This window comes from Microbulbifer maximicatervae (SeqCode) (assembly GCF_052467955.1).
This window is the reverse complement of record NZ_CP174329.1, coordinates 2069843-2086166: the sequence shown is the minus strand read 5'-3', so window position 1 is coordinate 2086166 and position 16324 is coordinate 2069843. Positions and strand designations below refer to the sequence as shown.

Annotated in this window: 13 protein-coding genes and 6 tRNA genes; 7 read left to right on the top strand and 12 right to left on the bottom strand. The window is 53.0% G+C overall.

Annotated elements, in window-relative coordinates; translation table 11 throughout:
- Position 1 precedes the first annotated feature (1 nt).
- The 9 genes from ACJJI5_RS08985 to ACJJI5_RS08945 form a co-directional block, all read right to left on the bottom strand.
- The gene (locus ACJJI5_RS08985) at positions 2–202 is read right to left on the bottom strand and encodes a hypothetical protein (protein WP_282933468.1); all 201 of its coding nucleotides are present in this window, start codon (positions 200–202) and stop codon (positions 2–4) included.
- A gap of 261 nt (positions 203–463) precedes the next feature.
- A complete protein-coding gene (locus ACJJI5_RS08980) occupies positions 464–1849 on the bottom strand; it encodes a class II fumarate hydratase (RefSeq protein ID WP_413665142.1) in 1386 nt (461 codons plus the stop codon).
- 58 nt (positions 1850–1907) lie between these two features.
- On the bottom strand, positions 1908–2354 hold the full coding sequence (locus ACJJI5_RS08975; RefSeq protein WP_282933470.1) for a DUF4399 domain-containing protein: 447 nt from the start codon (positions 2352–2354) through the stop codon (positions 1908–1910).
- A 252-nt stretch (positions 2355–2606) separates the two neighbouring features.
- Entirely contained in the window at positions 2607–3041 is a 435-nt protein-coding gene (locus ACJJI5_RS08970) for a hypothetical protein (protein WP_282933471.1), read from the bottom strand.
- A 177-nt stretch (positions 3042–3218) separates the two neighbouring features.
- Positions 3219–5270 carry an NAD-dependent DNA ligase LigA gene (ligA, locus tag ACJJI5_RS08965; protein WP_445356060.1) on the bottom strand — a complete coding sequence of 684 codons (2052 nt, stop codon included), beginning with the start codon at positions 5268–5270 and terminating at the stop codon, positions 3219–3221.
- Between the two features lie 151 nt (positions 5271–5421).
- Positions 5422–6438, bottom strand: a complete 1017-nt coding sequence (gene zipA / locus ACJJI5_RS08960) for a cell division protein ZipA (RefSeq protein ID WP_444927360.1) — start codon at positions 6436–6438, stop codon at positions 5422–5424.
- Between the two features lie 26 nt (positions 6439–6464).
- On the bottom strand, positions 6465–9968 hold the full coding sequence (smc, locus tag ACJJI5_RS08955; protein WP_445356059.1) for a chromosome segregation protein SMC: 3504 nt from the start codon (positions 9966–9968) through the stop codon (positions 6465–6467).
- 304 nt (positions 9969–10272) lie between these two features.
- Positions 10273–11502 carry a c-type cytochrome biogenesis protein CcmI gene (ccmI, locus tag ACJJI5_RS08950; protein WP_445356058.1) on the bottom strand — a complete coding sequence of 410 codons (1230 nt, stop codon included), beginning with the start codon at positions 11500–11502 and terminating at the stop codon, positions 10273–10275.
- Complete coding sequence (locus ACJJI5_RS08945; RefSeq protein ID WP_445356057.1) at positions 11499–12026, bottom strand: cytochrome c-type biogenesis protein; 528 nt, start codon at positions 12024–12026, stop codon at positions 11499–11501. Before ACJJI5_RS08945 ends, ccmI begins: the two co-directional genes overlap by 4 nt.
- 176 nt (positions 12027–12202) lie before the next feature.
- Between ACJJI5_RS08945 and ACJJI5_RS08940 the strand changes: the two genes are divergently transcribed.
- The 6 genes from ACJJI5_RS08940 (at position 12203) to ACJJI5_RS08915 (ending at position 13516) form a co-directional block, all read left to right on the top strand.
- Positions 12203–12278: transfer RNA gene (locus ACJJI5_RS08940), tRNA-Val, on the top strand.
- A 49-nt stretch (positions 12279–12327) separates the two neighbouring features.
- A tRNA-Asp gene (locus ACJJI5_RS08935) sits at positions 12328–12404 on the top strand.
- 396 nt (positions 12405–12800) lie between these two features.
- Positions 12801–12876: transfer RNA gene (locus ACJJI5_RS08930), tRNA-Val, on the top strand.
- Between the two features lie 48 nt (positions 12877–12924).
- Positions 12925–13001: transfer RNA gene (locus ACJJI5_RS08925), tRNA-Asp, on the top strand.
- A gap of 314 nt (positions 13002–13315) precedes the next feature.
- Positions 13316–13391, top strand: a tRNA-Val gene (locus tag ACJJI5_RS08920).
- 48 nt (positions 13392–13439) lie between these two features.
- Positions 13440–13516 (top strand) — tRNA-Asp (locus ACJJI5_RS08915).
- 70 nt (positions 13517–13586) lie between these two features.
- Here ACJJI5_RS08915 and ACJJI5_RS08910 read toward each other — a convergent pair.
- The 3 genes from ACJJI5_RS08910 to ACJJI5_RS08900 form a co-directional block, all read right to left on the bottom strand.
- The gene (locus ACJJI5_RS08910; RefSeq protein ID WP_445356056.1) at positions 13587–14066 is read right to left on the bottom strand and encodes a GFA family protein; all 480 of its coding nucleotides are present in this window, start codon (positions 14064–14066) and stop codon (positions 13587–13589) included.
- A 142-nt stretch (positions 14067–14208) separates the two neighbouring features.
- Positions 14209–14718, bottom strand: coding sequence for a GNAT family N-acetyltransferase (locus ACJJI5_RS08905; RefSeq protein WP_444894356.1), 510 nt, complete (start codon positions 14716–14718; stop codon positions 14209–14211).
- Positions 14719–14781: 63 nt separating this feature from the next.
- The gene (locus tag ACJJI5_RS08900; protein ID WP_413665134.1) at positions 14782–15672 is read right to left on the bottom strand and encodes a patatin-like phospholipase family protein; all 891 of its coding nucleotides are present in this window, start codon (positions 15670–15672) and stop codon (positions 14782–14784) included.
- 101 nt (positions 15673–15773) lie between these two features.
- On the opposite strand from ACJJI5_RS08900, the gene ACJJI5_RS08895 reads away from it, so the two are divergent.
- Complete coding sequence (locus tag ACJJI5_RS08895) at positions 15774–16289, top strand: PH domain-containing protein (protein ID WP_282933480.1); 516 nt, start codon at positions 15774–15776, stop codon at positions 16287–16289.
- Positions 16290–16324: the final 35 nt, after the last annotated feature.

The following is a 16324-nucleotide window of genomic DNA, read 5'->3' as shown; positions in this document are numbered from 1 at the left end:
ATTATTTACGCCTGCGCAACCAATTCAATAAAGCCCCGCACCCAAACGCCAGAGCAATGATGACAAGCAATATCACCAACAGAAGAATGAAATAGGTGACAACATCCTTAACGGGCAGGTCCCAGCTGTAGACTGCCGCCACTACAAAGGCGACACAGGCGAGGACACTGGTAATAAAGGAGCGGCGACTTCTTTTAGCCATGACGATCTGGATACATTGATTTTCAAAACAGGTGAGACTGCCACATTTTGTGGCGCTACCATTGTATTGTCGGCACCCAGTACCGACGCGGCGTCGAATCGTGAGGGATTGGCCGGTTCCTGTCAACGCCGCAGGAGGCACCAATGAGCAGAAGAATGCTGGAACCAGAGGATCGAGCCACGCTGTTAAGGCTTTTGCACTGGCTTATGTGCCTGACAGCCATTATATCGTTAATACTGTTGGGAATCGCCTTTTTTGCCCCTAGCTAATCAGCCCACCCTTGGCCAAATGGGCGGGATCTAACAATTCCTCAAGCGTTTCTCTATCCAGGTCCGTCATTTCAACAGCAACATCCAGCACTGGCCTACAGCTGGCATAGGCGGCCTTGGCAATCTCCGCCGCTTTCAGGTAGCCAATCACTGGGTTAAGGGAGGTCACTAAAATGGGGTTGCGGCCCAGGGTTCCCTCAATATGCGCCCGATTCACCGCGAAACTGGCAACGGCTCGATCAGCCAATAGGGTCGATGCATTCGCGAGCAGGTTAATACTTTCCAGCAGCGTACTGCCTACTAAAGGCAACATAACATTCAATTGAAAATTGCCGCTCTGTCCCGCCACGGTCACTGTGGTGTCATTACCCATCACCCGGGCACAAACCATAGTAACTGATTCAGCAATAACCGGGTTCACTTTGCCCGGCATAATGCTGCTCCCTGGCTGCAAGGCCTCCAGGGCGATTTCGGAGAGGCCAGCAAGCGGACCGCTGTTCATCCAACGCAAATCATTGGCAATTTTCATCAGGGAAACTGCCAACACCTTGAGCTGCCCGGACAATTCCACCGACGTATCCTGACTGGAAATTGCGGTAAAAAAGTTCTCTGCCGGGCGAAACTGATGAGATGTGTGGGCGCTGATTTTTTGTGCAAACAGCTCGGCAAAATCCGGGTGAGCATTGAGCCCGGTGCCAATCGCCGTACCGCCTTGAGCCAGCTGGGCAAGCCGAGGCATTACCGCGCGAATTCTCTCCCGGCACGCCTCTATTTGTGCAGCCCAGCCTCCAACTTCCTGCGCCATTGTCATAGGCACTGCATCCATCAGATGGGTGCGACCGGTTTTTACAATACTTTCAAGCTCCGTGGACTTGTCGCACAAGCCAGTGTGCAAATGGCGCAACGCAGGCAGCAGGGTGTCGCGCACTGCAAGCAGGGCAGACACATGGATTGCGGTGGGAACCACGTCATTACTGCTCTGACTCATATTCACGTGATCATTGGGGCTGATGGTTTGATCACTATGCTTTTCTGCGAGGTGGGCGAGCACCTCATTAACATTCATATTTGAGCTGGTACCAGAACCTGTCTGGTAAATATCGACGGGAAAATGAGTGGCATACTCCTCATCACCGAGACTGTCGCAGGCATTGATAATGGCCTCAGCCTGCGCTTTATCCAACAACCCCAAGTCCCGGTTGGCCTCCGCAGCAGATTTCTTTATCAACACAATGGCGCGGATAAACTCTGCCGGCAAGCCGTGACCACTGACAGGAAAATTCTCCACGGCGCGCTGGGTTTGCGCGCCATACATCGCCTCAGTCGGCACCTGAACTTCGCCCAGGCTGTCCTTTTCAGTGCGGAATTCGCCACCCATTTCACTCTCCCCAGATGCGCTTAATGCATCGACAGAAGGTTATTTAGCCGCTGCAGCCCTACTCGACCACGACGGTAATTTTCTTGGACATCACAGGCTCTTTATGTGGCACATGCATATAGTTGCCCAGAACCAGTTGTAGCGTATGCTTGCCGGGTGGCAAGGTAACTTGAGTCTCGGTTTGCCCACCACCAAAGTGAATGATGTTCTTACTCGCCGGCAAAGGCTTGCTCATATCCGGCATATCATCCACGTCAATCAGCAGATGATGGTGGCCGGTATTCTCTTGATTGGTACCCGCCGGTGCCACACCCATACCAGACAAACCAAACTTCACCGTAAATGTCTGGGGCACCTTCTCTCCATCTTTCGGCGAGATAATATAGACCTTGGCATCTGCTGGGGCCTTACTGCTCATATCCATTTTGCTTTCGTGCTCAGACGCATGTAACAGCGGCGACAACATCAGTGCGCTGGCAAACAGCAGAGAACTGGATTTAATCATGTGTATTCCTTCCTGATAGGGCGCCCAGATCGCGCCAATTCTTATAATCTGGCTTTACAGCTTCTCGGCCGCGGCACCTTGGTACCGTTCGGCAAAGACACTTTAACAGACCAAAGTTTCAGTTCCAGAGACTATCAGGGAATATAGTTGCGGAAAGAAAAAGAGAGATAGGATTTGTGACAGCGCTACTTATTTAAATCTGCTTTGCGGCAATTAGGCAAGAGAAGGCCCGGGCCAACCGGGCCAGAAAAATCAGATACTCACCCGACCCTCTTGGGTCCATTCGCAGCGAACCTGCATATCGCCGCTGCCAGGCTCGTGATAGAGGCCAGCGGACTCCCAACTGAAAGAGTGAACGCCGGAAAGCTCAGTTTCCAAATGCACAGTTGCCGAAACCCAATACATACTCTTCAGCAACTCTTCAAACTTCTGTATCCACAAATCCCACTCGTACTCTACCGCCCGATAGGAAGCGCCAAAGTGGATAACATCGGTTTGATACTGGGATTGCTTCACTTTAATGGTGGGAATAGCAAACATATCCCGGCACAGGAATGGCCATTCATCAGCACTGGGCAGGGCGAGCACAGCATTGCGGTTCACCCTGCGCCGATCGCTGCCGCCAGCGAGGCTATTGCTGTCTTTGATACATCCGTAAACGATGGATTCCTGATCGCCCTGAAGCATTAATTCCATTCCTTACCACAGTGCCACTGGACATCAGGTACCCAGGGCAAAACAGATCTAAGGCATCAACTTTAACGGCGAAGCGACCAGAAAGCCACAAAACAAAACACGAACCTGCAAAGTGCTCAAAAGTTCGGCTATTCAGTTACTAATGGTGCCCCGCCTAAAATACCAGGACTAAATCTCAAAGCCCCTTTCGCGCAGCATATCCAGAAGCGCCTCTTCATCCATAACTGTGATACCCAGTTCCTGCGCTTTGGTCAATTTTGAGCCAGCGCCTGGCCCGGCAACCAGAGTGCCGGTCTTGGCGGAAACACTTCCTGCGACTTTCGCACCCAGCCTCTGTAAGTAGTCTTTTGCTTCACTGCGGGACAGGGTTTCCAGTTTGCCGGTGAGCACCCAGGTTTCCCCTGCCAGGGGCTGATCCTGCTCGTCACTCTCCTCCGCGTGCCAATGCACACCCGCCTGCTGCAGTGCCTCCACCTCTTCTTGGGCATGAGGCTGTTGAAAAAACTCAGCAACAAAATGAGCGACCACTGGGCCCACATCTTCAACTTCCTGCAAAGCCTCGACATCTGCCGACATTAGCGGATTCAATTCGCCAAAGTGCCGCGCCAAATTGCGCGCAGTGGCCTCACCCACTTCTCGGATACCCAGGGCATAGAGGAATTTAGGCAGCGTGGTCTCTTTACTGCGCTCCAGTGCATCGAGGAGGTTCTGGGCAGACTTTTGCCCCATTCGCTCAAGTCCCGCCACCTGCTCCAAGGTGAGGTGGTAGAGACCGGACACCGAATGTAACAAGTCCTCATCTACCAGCTGCTCTACCAGCTTGTCTCCCAGCCCATCAATGTCCATCGCTTTGCGCGAAGCGAAATGCTTGATGGCCTGCTTGCGCTGGGCACTACAAATCAGGCCACCGCTACAACGGACCACCGCCTCACCGGGCGTGGATTCCACCGGCGAGCCGCATACCGGGCAATGCGTAGGGAATTCAATAGCGTGGCCACCCGGCTTGCGCTTGCTCTCCACTACAGAAACCACCTGCGGGATAACATCTCCGGCACGGCGAATAATGACGGTATCACCCACCTGTACGCCGAGGCGCTCGATCTCATCTCGATTGTGCAGAGTTGCATTGGAAACGGTAACCCCGCCGACAAACACCGGTTGTAGGCGAGCAACCGGGGTAACCGCACCGGTGCGCCCTACCTGGAATTCAACATCCAATAATTCAGTCATTTCCTCCTGAGCAGGAAACTTATAGGCCATGGCCCAACGGGGTGCGCGGGCAACAAAGCCGAGACGGCGCTGCAGGGGAATACTGTTGACCTTAAAAACAATACCGTCGATATCATAAGCGAGGTCCTCGCGCTTCTCGCCGATTTCCCGGTAGTAATCGATGCAGCCCTGAATATCCTTAGCGACGCGCATCTCCCGGTTTGTACGGAAGCCCCAATGCCCCAGCAACTGCAAAGTCTCAACGTGCTTTTCCGGCAGCTCGCCGCCCTCTACAAGGCCAGTGCCATAAACACACAATTCCAGCGGTCTCTGCGCTGTTATGCGGGAGTCCAATTGACGCAAACTACCGGCAGCGGCATTTCGAGGATTTACGAAAAGCTTCTCGCCCGCCTCAGCCGCTTTGCGATTCAATTCGGCAAAGCCCGCTTTCGGCATATAGATTTCGCCGCGCACCTCCAATAGACCCGGATACTTTTCAATACCATCTGCTTGACGCAAACGCAGAGGTACAGATCCCACGGTGCGTACATTCTGGGTGATATCTTCACCGGTGGTGCCATCGCCGCGCGTTGCAGCTCGCTCAAGTACTCCGTCGCGATATAAAAGGCTGATAGCGATACCGTCTAACTTGGGTTCACAGGCGTATTCCACCGGTCCTTTACTGTTGAGGCGCTCACACACCCGGCGGTCAAACTCCAGCAACTCTTCATCATTGAAGGCGTTATCCAAAGACAACATCGCCACCTCGTGGCGAACTTCCTGAAAAGAGGAGAGCGGCTCTGCGCCTACCCGCTGGGTGGGAGAATCCGGTGTCAGTAGCTGAGGGAATTCACTTTCCAAGTCCTGCAACTCGCGCAGGCGCCGGTCGTACTCAATATCCGGCAACTCGGGATCATCAAGCACATAGTATTGGTGATTCGCACGCTGGAGGATTTCATGTAATTCCTGAACACGTTCGCGTACTTGAGGGGAAATAGTTTGATGAGTCATCAGCAATTCGAGTGAATAAAAATAATAGTTAGAAAATTATTTCGATTTTACATGCAAATACGGCCCGAGCTTACGGCTAATTTCCAAAATGAAAATCAGCCGGCATCCCGGGCCGCATTAAAAATGGCAACAATTATTTAGAGATTGCGAGTTAGCTTTGCGCCATCGCTAAAGTCCTGCGGCGCTGGTACTCCACAACCCGCTGACGATAATGCTCCGCCGTTTGCGCGGTAAATACACTGCGATTCTCATCCTTCAATTCGCCACCGAGCAGCTCGGCAATTTTGTATGAGGTGGAAAGCAGTTGATCGAAAGCTTTAATCGCCTCGCCTTCCACTGGTAACGTCAGGAACAAGCTAACACCCGGCGTGGCAAATTCTTCCATCTGGGCCAGGTCGAAAACGCCGGGCACAACAATATTGGCGAGACTAAAGATAATTGCCCCATCAGCACCGCCGTGCTCATGGTAGTGAAAAATATTCATTTCACCAAAGCGCATGCCACAGGCAACCATTACCCGAAGTAAGTCATTACCCTCGAAGTAATCCCCTTCTGGCGCCATTACATTAATCACCAGCACCTCACGGGTGGGAGCACCTTCACCAACACTGCCAGAGCTTGGAGACTGAGAAGATCGCTCGGGTTGGGAATCCTCATGCACCGCTTCATGCTCAGGACTGTGAGCACTATCCATCGCATTTAGGCTTTCAGCCTCATCTAATGCAGGCTCATAGCGTTGCTCTTCACCGACCGACTCCATCAGAGTGGGGACTTGCTCTTCCAAATCGAGGATACCCTGCTCTTCCGGACTCCTCTGGGGATTGCTGCCAGCGAGCGGTTTGCGCGAGGAAATAAAGCTCTCCTGCACCTGGCGATTCACATGTAGCGCATCCTCTAGCGGGCGGCGCTGAACAACGCGAGCCTGCCCGGGCAATTCGCTGTTTGCGGGCTTGGGCTCCCGCGTCTCTGGAGGTTTGCGGACCGGGGGCTCTTCTTCAGCCTTTTCTGAGACCGGGTCAGCTTCATTTTTTACTTCAGATTGCATGGCCCGCGACAGATTGCGGGAGACCTTAACTGCCGCGCGCTGCCGCAAGATCGCCCGGCGTATGCCATCGACCACAACGACCAGCAGAACGACAACCAGGATTGTAACCAGCCAGTTATCCATTTTTTAGCGCCTCTCCCTTTACGCCCTTATGCAGAAGCCAGCTCGGCTGCTTCTTCCACATTCACCGACACCAGTCGGGATACACCCGGCTCGTGCATGGTAACCCCCAGCAACTGATCCGCCATCTCCATTGCGATCTTGTTGTGGGTAATATAGATGAACTGAACGTGTTCTGACATTTCTTTAACCATTCGTGCGTAACGACCAACGTTAGCATCGTCAAGGGGAGCATCCACCTCATCCAACATACAGAAAGGTGCTGGATTCAGACGGAAAATCGAGAATACCAATGCGATCGCCGTCAGCGCTTTTTCTCCACCCGAGAGCAGATGGATTGTGCTGTTGCGCTTGCCCGGCGGGCGGGCCATGATCGCGATACCAGTATCGAGCAGATCTTCACCGGTAAGTTCCAGATAGGCATTACCACCACCGAAAACTTTCGGGAAGAGTTCCTGCAGGCCCGCATTTACCTGATCAAAAGTTTCCTTGAAGCGGGTTCTCGTTTCCTTGTCGATTTTCTTAATTGCATTTTCCAGGGTCTCCAGCGCTTCCATCAGATCCCCATGCTGGCGATCCAGGTAGTTCTTGCGCTCAGACTCCTGCTTGTATTCATCGATAGCGGCGAGGTTAATCGGCCCGAGGCGCGAGATACGCGCGGCTACCAATTCCAAATCTTCCTGTACCTGTTTAATCGTCAGATCGCCAGGTAACTGCTCGAGCAGCTGATCGATATCGTGCTCGCTCTCGCGCAGCTGCTCTACCAATCCGTTTCGTTGCACTTCCAATGTCTGCGCAGCGAGACGCTCCTGCTCAAGCTGCGCGCGCACCCCCTGAAGAGCCGCCTCCACTTTGTGGCGCTCCTGTTCCTGCTCACGCAGGCCGGTCTCCACTTCTTCCAGCTTTTTGCGCGCATCGGCGAGTTCCGTTTCCACCTCAATACGCTCGCCGAGTTTTTCTTCCAACTCAGCCTGAAAATCCTGGGAGGGGTCCTGGGTCTCCTCCATTTGCTCCTGCAATTGCTGACGACGACTGCGCAACCTTTCCAGCTGCTCGCTCATCACCTGCAAAGTGCGTTCGAGAGACACCATCTGGGTGCGCACTGACTGCTCGCGCATAGCCAGCTCATGGGCGCGATCCTTGTCCTCCCGCGCGCGCTGGCGCACGGCATCCAAAGCTTCGCGCAATTCCTCCCGGCGTGCCATTAGCGTTTCGCGACGATCGGTATCATCACTCATCGCCTCGACAGCTTCCTGCAGCATTAGACGAGCTTCCGACAGGGACTCCCCTTCCAACTCCTGCTGCTCACGCACCTCACCGATTTCCTGCTCAATTCGGATACGGCGCTCATTCATCTGCTCCGCACGCGCCCGTCGGGCGGACAACTGGCTGCGCAGCTCTGCCTCGCGACGCCCGAGCTGGTCGGACTCATTGCGAGCTTGTTCGATGGAGCGCTCGAGATCGACCGTTTGCGTGCGCAGGGACTCGCGTCGCTCGGCAATACTCTCTATCTGCTCCTCACACAGGGCCAACTCCTGCCCCAGGGTTTCAAGATCCTGCTTGCGCGCCAGGACCCCGGCCTCTGCATCACTGGCGCGATTCACTCGCAACCAGTTAGGGCCGAGCCAGAGCCCATCGCGAGTCACAATAGACTCATGAGCTTGCAAACTCGCTCGCCTGGACAGCGCCTCTGTCAAATCCTCTGCGGTATAAATTCCCGCCAAGATGCCGGAGAGAGAGGCCGGCCCCTGAACCATATCCTGCAGTGAAGGAAGTACTCCCTTCGCACTGCTATTTACAGCACTGTTATCGATCAGAACCGCTTGACCGCTTTCCAGTGCCGCCAATCCTTCAGCCACGGACTCGAGCTGCTCAACACATACCGCCTGCAATTGGGGACCGAGGATAGTTTCAACTGCGGTTTCCCAGCCGGGTTGGGCTTTAATCTGGTCGGCGAGCCGGGGCTTGTCAGCCAGGGCTTGCTGCTGCAGCCAATTCTCAACTGCCTTGCCTTGCCCTAAAGCAGCTTGCTGCAAGGCTTCCAGAGACGCCTGACGGCCGCGCCCGGTTTGCAGCTGCAAGCGTAACTGATCGAGTTCGGTAGCCAGCTCCCGCTCCTGCACACGGAGACTGTCCAGAGACTCGCGACGCTCTGCCGCTTCCTCGCGGCGTTCTTCAGCCTGCATTTCCAGCTCGGCCATCTGCTCGTTCAACTGCAGCGTCTCTTCATCGTCGTCAGAGACCTGGAGGCCGGACTGCTCCGCCAATAGCTTGTTGACCCGCTCCAGCAGCCGCTGGCCAGAAGTTTCCAAGTGCTGAATGCGGGATTGCTGCACCTCAGCTTTCTGACGGGAGCCAGAGGCACCCTGGTTAAACTGGTCCCACTCGTTCTGCCAATTGCGCATCTGCTCTTCAGATTCGAGCAGCGCAGCAGCAGATTCCTCTTCTGCTGCCAAGACCATCTCCAGGTCCGGCAGAATAATCTCAAGCTCCTCCTCAAACTGGGCCGCTTTTTCGCGATCCACTTCGAGGTTGGTCTCTGCCTCTCGATATTCTTGTTCGGTTTGCGCCAAATCGGAATGCAGGCGAGTAGAGCGCTCACGGGCGTGGGCAATGCTCTGCTCCAAGCGGGCGATATCTCCACCGACGGCGTAGAAGCGCCCCTGGACTTCGTTAAAGCTGTCAGATAGCTCGTGGTACCCCACGCGCTTTTGCTCAATGCCTGTGTCACAGGTGACCTGGCGGGTAACCAGCTCTTCAACGGTGAGTTCAAGCTCACCTATTTGTTGCTGCTTGGCCTTGGATTGGTCATCCAGTTCGCGGTATTTGAGTGCCTGTAAGTTAGCCTTGTGGCTGCGCTCTTCCTCTTTAAATCGGCTGTATTTTTCCGCTGCTGCGGACTGTCGCTCCAGTCGGGACAACTGACGATCCAGCTCATCGCGGATATCCGTGAGGCGCTCAAGGTTTTCCGAAGTCCGTCTCATCCGGTTTTCGGTGTCCCGGCGGCGCTCCTTGTATTTGGAGATACCGGCGGCCTCTTCGATATAGACGCGCAGCTCTTCGGGCTTGGCTTCGATCAACTTGGAGATCATGCCCTGCTCAATAATGGCGTAACTGCGCGGGCCCAGGCCGGTACCCAAGAAGAGGTCGGTTACATCGCGGCGGCGGCACTTCTCGCCATTCAGGTAATAGGTGTTCTGTGCTTCCCGGGTTACCTTGCGCTTGACGGAAATCTCCGAGAAAGAGGCATAGGCTCCAGAAAGCTTGCCCTCAGAGTTATCAAATACCAACTCAATCGAGGCCTGCCCCACGGGCTTGCGGCCACTGGAGCCGTTGAAGATAACGTCCGTCATCGAATCGCCGCGCAGGTTCTTTGCGGAGGATTCCCCCATTACCCAGCGCACCGCATCGATGGTGTTGGATTTACCACAGCCATTGGGACCCACCACCGAGTTGAGGTTTGTCGGGAAATAGACAGTGGTAGGGTCAACAAAAGACTTGAAGCCCGCTAGCTTGATGCACTTCAGACGCATGTATTTATAAACTCGATATTTTTCTCTGCTGGGCGGGACACCAAACCTTCAATTTTACTTGGTGTCGCCAGAGCATTCAGCGCTATTCTTCACAGTAATGTTCAGTCGGGATTATCAATCCGACCAAGCAGCGGTCAAGTCAAACATGACGATCGCTACCAAATGCCAACTTGCCCCAATAGAACTCATCAACATCGGGGCAATGTGAGCTTGAGGCCAATTAGACGCAAGAATGCCATCCGGCCGCAAATAAAAATGAGGCCACAGCTTACACTGTGACCTCATTTTCGACAGTCACAGCCAGTTACAGCTGACTATCGATGGCTATTGACTGAGTTTCACTCCAGCGTGATTTAGGCAATTCACCAATCATTCCCTGCCAGTCCCCTGGAGCCGGACGCGCATCTCCCTTAATGGCAAGCCGCGCCACCAACTGCACAGAGTCAACGGTGGCGATGGAGCTTCCAGGCATCATTGCTCGGGACTCATCCAGCACAACCTCTGCCGGTAACTGTCCAGCTGTGAGGCGCACGATAGCCAGAGGCATCGGGCTCGCAGCACTGCGTGCATAGATAAATACCGGGGTAGATTCTGGAGCTTCAACTCCCTCCCCCAAACTGACCTGAACTCGAATCTGCGGGCCTTTCTCTTTCGTTTCTACCTTTGCCTGCACCGCTACAGCCTCACCGCTGTCTGCCAAAGCGCTTTCGGCCCTGGCAACGCCAGCCTGAAGCGCCTCTGCTGCTGCAGATCCTGGGGGAAGCTGGCTAAGTGCTAGCTGCCAATGCTGGCGAGCCTTGCGGTAGTCCCCATCTTCAAAAGCGGCAATACCCGCCAAGCCCAGCACAGTGCCATTGGATGGCTGCACCTGTAACACCTGCTTGATCAAGGAGCGGATTTCATCGGTAATCTTGGAACCGCCAGCAAAAAATAGCGCTTGTGCCAGCTCAGCCTTAACGTTGGCCGCCTGTGGCTCGCGAGCCACAACATAGCGATAGGAATCTACCGCCCCAGCCAAATCGCCACTCACCAGTAGCCGCTGCGCCAATATATAGCGACTACTAAGATCATCTGGATGAGTTTTAGCCCGCTCCTGCAACTGACGGGTGATTTTTGCCTCTTCCTCCGAAGAGGTGTGCCCACCTTGGCTCGCCACCATATCGCGATACAAAGCTACTTCGGACGGTCGGTCGGAAAACCCGTAGGCAGCTGCTGCAATTGCAGGCACCAAAACCGCCAGGCCGATTAGCAATCGGCCGCCACCCTGCCTGGCTTCACCAGATTGACTTTCCTGCTGAGCCGCCAGCAGTTCCCGCGCGAGATCTGCCTCCAGCTGGGCAAACTGCTTTTCATCCATTGCACCGCTCTGCACCGCAGCGCGAAGTTCTTTACTGCGCTCCCGGTAGAGCGCTGCCATAGCCTCTCGCTTGCTACTACCGCTGCGACGTCTGCCTGCAGCTCTCAAAGCAGGAATCAGAAATACAAAAGCTACCAACAGTAGCAATAGGGCTACACCAAACCAGATATCAATCATTTACCTTCCTTCCCGCTATCACCTTCATCTACAGCTCCTTCTCCCAACAACTGCTTTAATCGACGCCGCTCATCATCAGTGAGTTCCCCACTGCCGTCATCTTGGCGAACCCCGGTACCACTTTTTGAGCGCATCACGATCACAATCAAGGCCAGAAGCCCGAAAACGGCAAAAACTCCCGGAGCCAACCACAGGATCAAGGTATTTTTCTGAACAGGTGGGCGGTAGAGCACAAAATCCCCATAGCGGGCCACCATGTAGTCAACGATTTCCTGGTCCGTAAATCCTTCCTCCAGCAAACGGCGGATTTCACGACGCAAGTCCGAGGAAATAGACGCATCGGAGTCTGCCAGGTTCTGGTTTTGACATTTGGGGCAGCGCATCTCTTCAATAAGCACGCGATACCTTACATCCAGCTCGGGAGAGGACAATTTTTGTGTCTCCACTACCGCATGTGCAGCGATGGACAGGCAAAACATACCGAATGCCAGTACAAGTTGGGCCAGCCAGGTCTTCTGTGTCACAGCTTTTCTCACGCTCTAACTAACGGGAATTGGGGCGATTATAACAGTGTCACCCCCCGGCGGACACGCCCACGAATTCACACAAAAGCGCGTTAACTCATTGAAAGACAAAAAAAAATTCAAAAAAGGCGTTGACGCCACGAAGAATATCATTAAGATACGCAGCTCCTGACACGGGGTGGTTAGCTCAGTTGGGAGAGCGACGGCCTTACAAGCCGTAGGTCACAGGTTCGACCCCTGTACCACCCACCACTTCTCTTACTCTTGCCCGGCAAGAGCAACCAAAGAGAAGCAGGAATGCGGACCGGTAGTTCAGTTGGTTAGAATGCCGGCCTGTCACGCCGGAGGTCGCGGGTTCGAGTCCCGTCCGGTCCGCCATATACAAAAAAGCCCTGCTCGCAAGAGCGGGGCTTTTTTGTTTGTGCCTCACATCTTTTCATTTTTCTAACATTTTATTTTCAGTTGCTTACGCTGGAAATTTGAAAGAGCCACAAAAAAACAACCAAATCTCAGCGTAAAAAAATAGTGCGAGCGCAGTGCCGACAAAATTTTCCTGCAACAATTTTCTCCAGCCTGAATTTTTATTTTCTGAATTTCTACGCAGCTGATTTTGACCGATAAAAACAACTTAAAAAGCCCTCAAAAAATCCTCTAATTAATTAATTTTTAAACAACTTTTGGGTGTTTTTTATTCTTAAAAAAATTTTTAAAAATCTTCCAACAAAATTGTTGACCGCAAAAAAAATATCATTAAGATACGCAGCTCCTGACACGGGGTGGTTAGCTCAGTTGGGAGAGCGACGGCCTTACAAGCCGTAGGTCACAGGTTCGACCCCTGTACCACCCACCACTTCTCTTACTCTTGCCCGGCAAGAGCAACCAAGAGAAGCAGGAATGCGGACCGGTAGTTCAGTTGGTTAGAATGCCGGCCTGTCACGCCGGAGGTCGCGGGTTCGAGTCCCGTCCGGTCCGCCATATACAAAAAAGCCCTGCTCGCAAGAGCGGGGCTTTTTTGTATATGAAAAATTCAAAACCACTTTTCAATACACAACCACCTCCCCACTCCCCACCACAAACTGTGCAGACCGACTAACAAAATTTATAGAAAACCGGGGCAATGAAAGTAGCACCCTGTTTTATTACCAAATATTGCCAATAGACGAGCAGCAATTTCTTCAAATACACACCCGCTTCTCACACTTAAAGCCAGGCGCAAACTTTTTTAGAAAAACTTCCCTAAGTTGTTGACCTAAGTAAAAAAATCATTATGATACGCAGCTCCTGACACGGGGTGGTTAGCTCAGTTGGGAGAGCGACGGCCTTACAAGCCGTAGGTCACAGGTTCGACCCCTGTACCACCCACCACTTCTCTTACTCTTGCCCGGCAAGAGCAACCAAGAGAAGCAGGAATGCGGACCGGTAGTTCAGTTGGTTAGAATGCCGGCCTGTCACGCCGGAGGTCGCGGGTTCGAGTCCCGTCCGGTCCGCCATATACAAAAAAGCCCTGCTCGCAAGAGCGGGGCTTTTTTGTTTGTGCTAATTAGAAAAGAGTTTGGGTTTTTAAACTTCAGCTGAAGCCGCCTGGCTCTCCTCCCATTCCCCATCCACCGTTTCTTCGCCGCCATGCAATAGATGCATCAATCGCTCCAGCTCCGGCATTTCGTTAAAGCACTCCGCTTCACCAGAAATTTCATCCCAGGATGCTTTGGATTCTGTGCAAAGATGGGCCACGACTTTCCCATCGATATCCCCTTCCAACAATCCAGCAGGCGCCCAGAAGTGCGTTGTATTACTCATTAAGTGAGGAACTGTACTTCCGCATCCACTGCAAAAGTCAGATCGATAGCCCGTAGGAGTCCGGAATGAAGAGATTCTGTCTAAGCCCCGCACCCAGCGAAACTGATCCCGGCTAATAAACATGGCCGTATCCGAGGCGGAACCACTCAATTTGCGGCAGAGCGAGCAATGGCATTGGTAAAGGTTTGGAATTGGCTCTTCCAGCTGGAACTCAACCCCACCGCATAGGCACTTCCCATTCATCCCTTTCTCCTTCCGCAAAACTGTTATTCGAAGTCGTCCATGAAATCGCAATAGGTTAGCAACAATATCTCAGTCCTACCCAAGACTCCTATAGACACACAGTGAAGTAAATGCCATTTGGCGTCTCATTCAACGAACATCATTAAATATCCAAGGATCTGGGGTTTAGCTTTGCCGTGAGGATATGATCCTCCCAGCATCCATTGATCTTCAGGTATTTTGCCGCCCTACCCTCGACAACGAAGCCCAGTGCCTCCAGTAGAGCAGCCGACCTATCGTTGCCAGGCATGTAGTTAGCCATCACCCTATTCAAATTTAAGGTGTCAAAAGCATAATCAACGACATGACGACACAAGCTCCCCATTAAGCCCCGCCCCTCGTGGGACTGGTCAACTGCATATCCCATATTACAGGCCTGAAATGGGCCTCGGATGATATTCGTCAAGGAGCAAACACCCAGTAACTGATCACACCCGGACTCTAATGCAGCAAACTTTAAAATTCCTCCAGAGCTTATGCGTCGAATCCAGGACCCGGAACTGTGAAAACCTGGCTCACGAATGGGCTCCCAGCGCTTCAGGTGCTCTTCATTAGATAAATAAAAAGCAGATATGGCGGGCGCATCTGTCACTCCGAGCAAACGTATTTCCACCTGTCGATTACCTCACCATTCACATTCTGATTAAGCTCAATCAACCCATTTATACCGGCACTACTATTCAATTGACGGTAAAGAGTCCCGCTGACCGGGAAGCTCACGAAGAAATTCCCAACCCCGGGTCCTGCCACTCTCATAACCCTCCTCGAGCAACTCTGCTTCCTGGGTAAAACGCTTAACCGGGAAATTGTCTGGAGGCGCAATAACCGAAACCTGGCACCCCTCTGGAGGCACCTCGATAAACTCCAGGGCCCGATTATATTTCTCCCCCCTCTCCAGCACGGCCTCAAATAGCCGGGCATGATCACGGAAAAACTGTTTGATAAATTTTGGAGCAGGCCCCTTAATTTTCCGATACCCCAGAGGGCGCGAAAGAATAACGGTTATATTTCTGGCCCCCTGCTGATAGGCCTGAATAATCGGTATCGAATCAGCCAGACCGCCATCGGTCATAGGCTCCCCATCCACTTCAGGAAACCCCCGGTAAGCAACCGGAATGGCACAAGAGGCCGGGAAAACCTCGTGCATATTTTCTGGAGTTACTTTCAGGTATCTAGCCTCCCCCGTGTTGATACTGGTAGTCACGGCATAAAGCGGTATTCCATTCTCAACATAACTATCGACACTGAGTGGAATATCCTGATATGACGCATGCCACAACCAGCCAATATCACAAAAATGACCGCCTCGGAGATAGCGGCGCCAGTCGATGAAGTCTGCCCGCCGGGCATGGTCCATTAGTATTTGCCGACTTCGCCCATGATTTCCCGCCAGATAACCAATCAAGTTGGTGGAGCCTGCGGATACACCGATCGCAAAATCAAATGGCCGATAGCCCGCCTCCAAAAATGCATCCAATACGCCTGCAGCGAAAATCCCCCGCATAGCACCCCCTTCGACCACAAGGGCTGACTGGGAATTCTCGTTAATCAAAATACAGTCTTCCATAGCGAGCAACCGTTAAAACCAAACCATCTCTACCTTTGCCAAGCAGATTCCAATAGCACTATGATTGAGGCATTCAGGTAATCCGTTGAGTTAAACCAAGTATGCCAACAATCGCGTTTAAAGCGCCGTGGAGCCGCCAGCTCCAAATTATCAGTGCCATATGCACATTACTCCTACTGGGACTGCCGCTCTTTCTGGCATCGAGAGCACCAGCTGCTCCATCTACCCTCTATAGCATTGCCATAGCACTTCCGCCTGCAATACTGGCTCTCAGCGCCTTCTTTGCCATCCGTGGTTACGCCATCAAAAATGGCAACCTCTTGATATTGCGCCCGGGTTGGAAAACCACCATCTCCTTGGAGGGGCTATCTGAAGCATTCCCCGACTCAACCGCCATGCAAGGATCAGTCCGCATCTTTGGCAATTCCGGCTTATTTGGCTATATAGGCCTGTTTCAAAACCAAAAGTTGGGGCGCTATCGTGCATTTGCTACCGATCAGCAAAAATCTGTCGTACTGCGCCTGGCTACACAAACTATCGTGATCACCCCCGATAAACCGGAGCGGGCAGCGGACATTCTCCGCCAACACTGCCAACTTCAACCCAACCCAAATTAATTGCTCCGACAACAACGCCACACGAAGTCGACAGG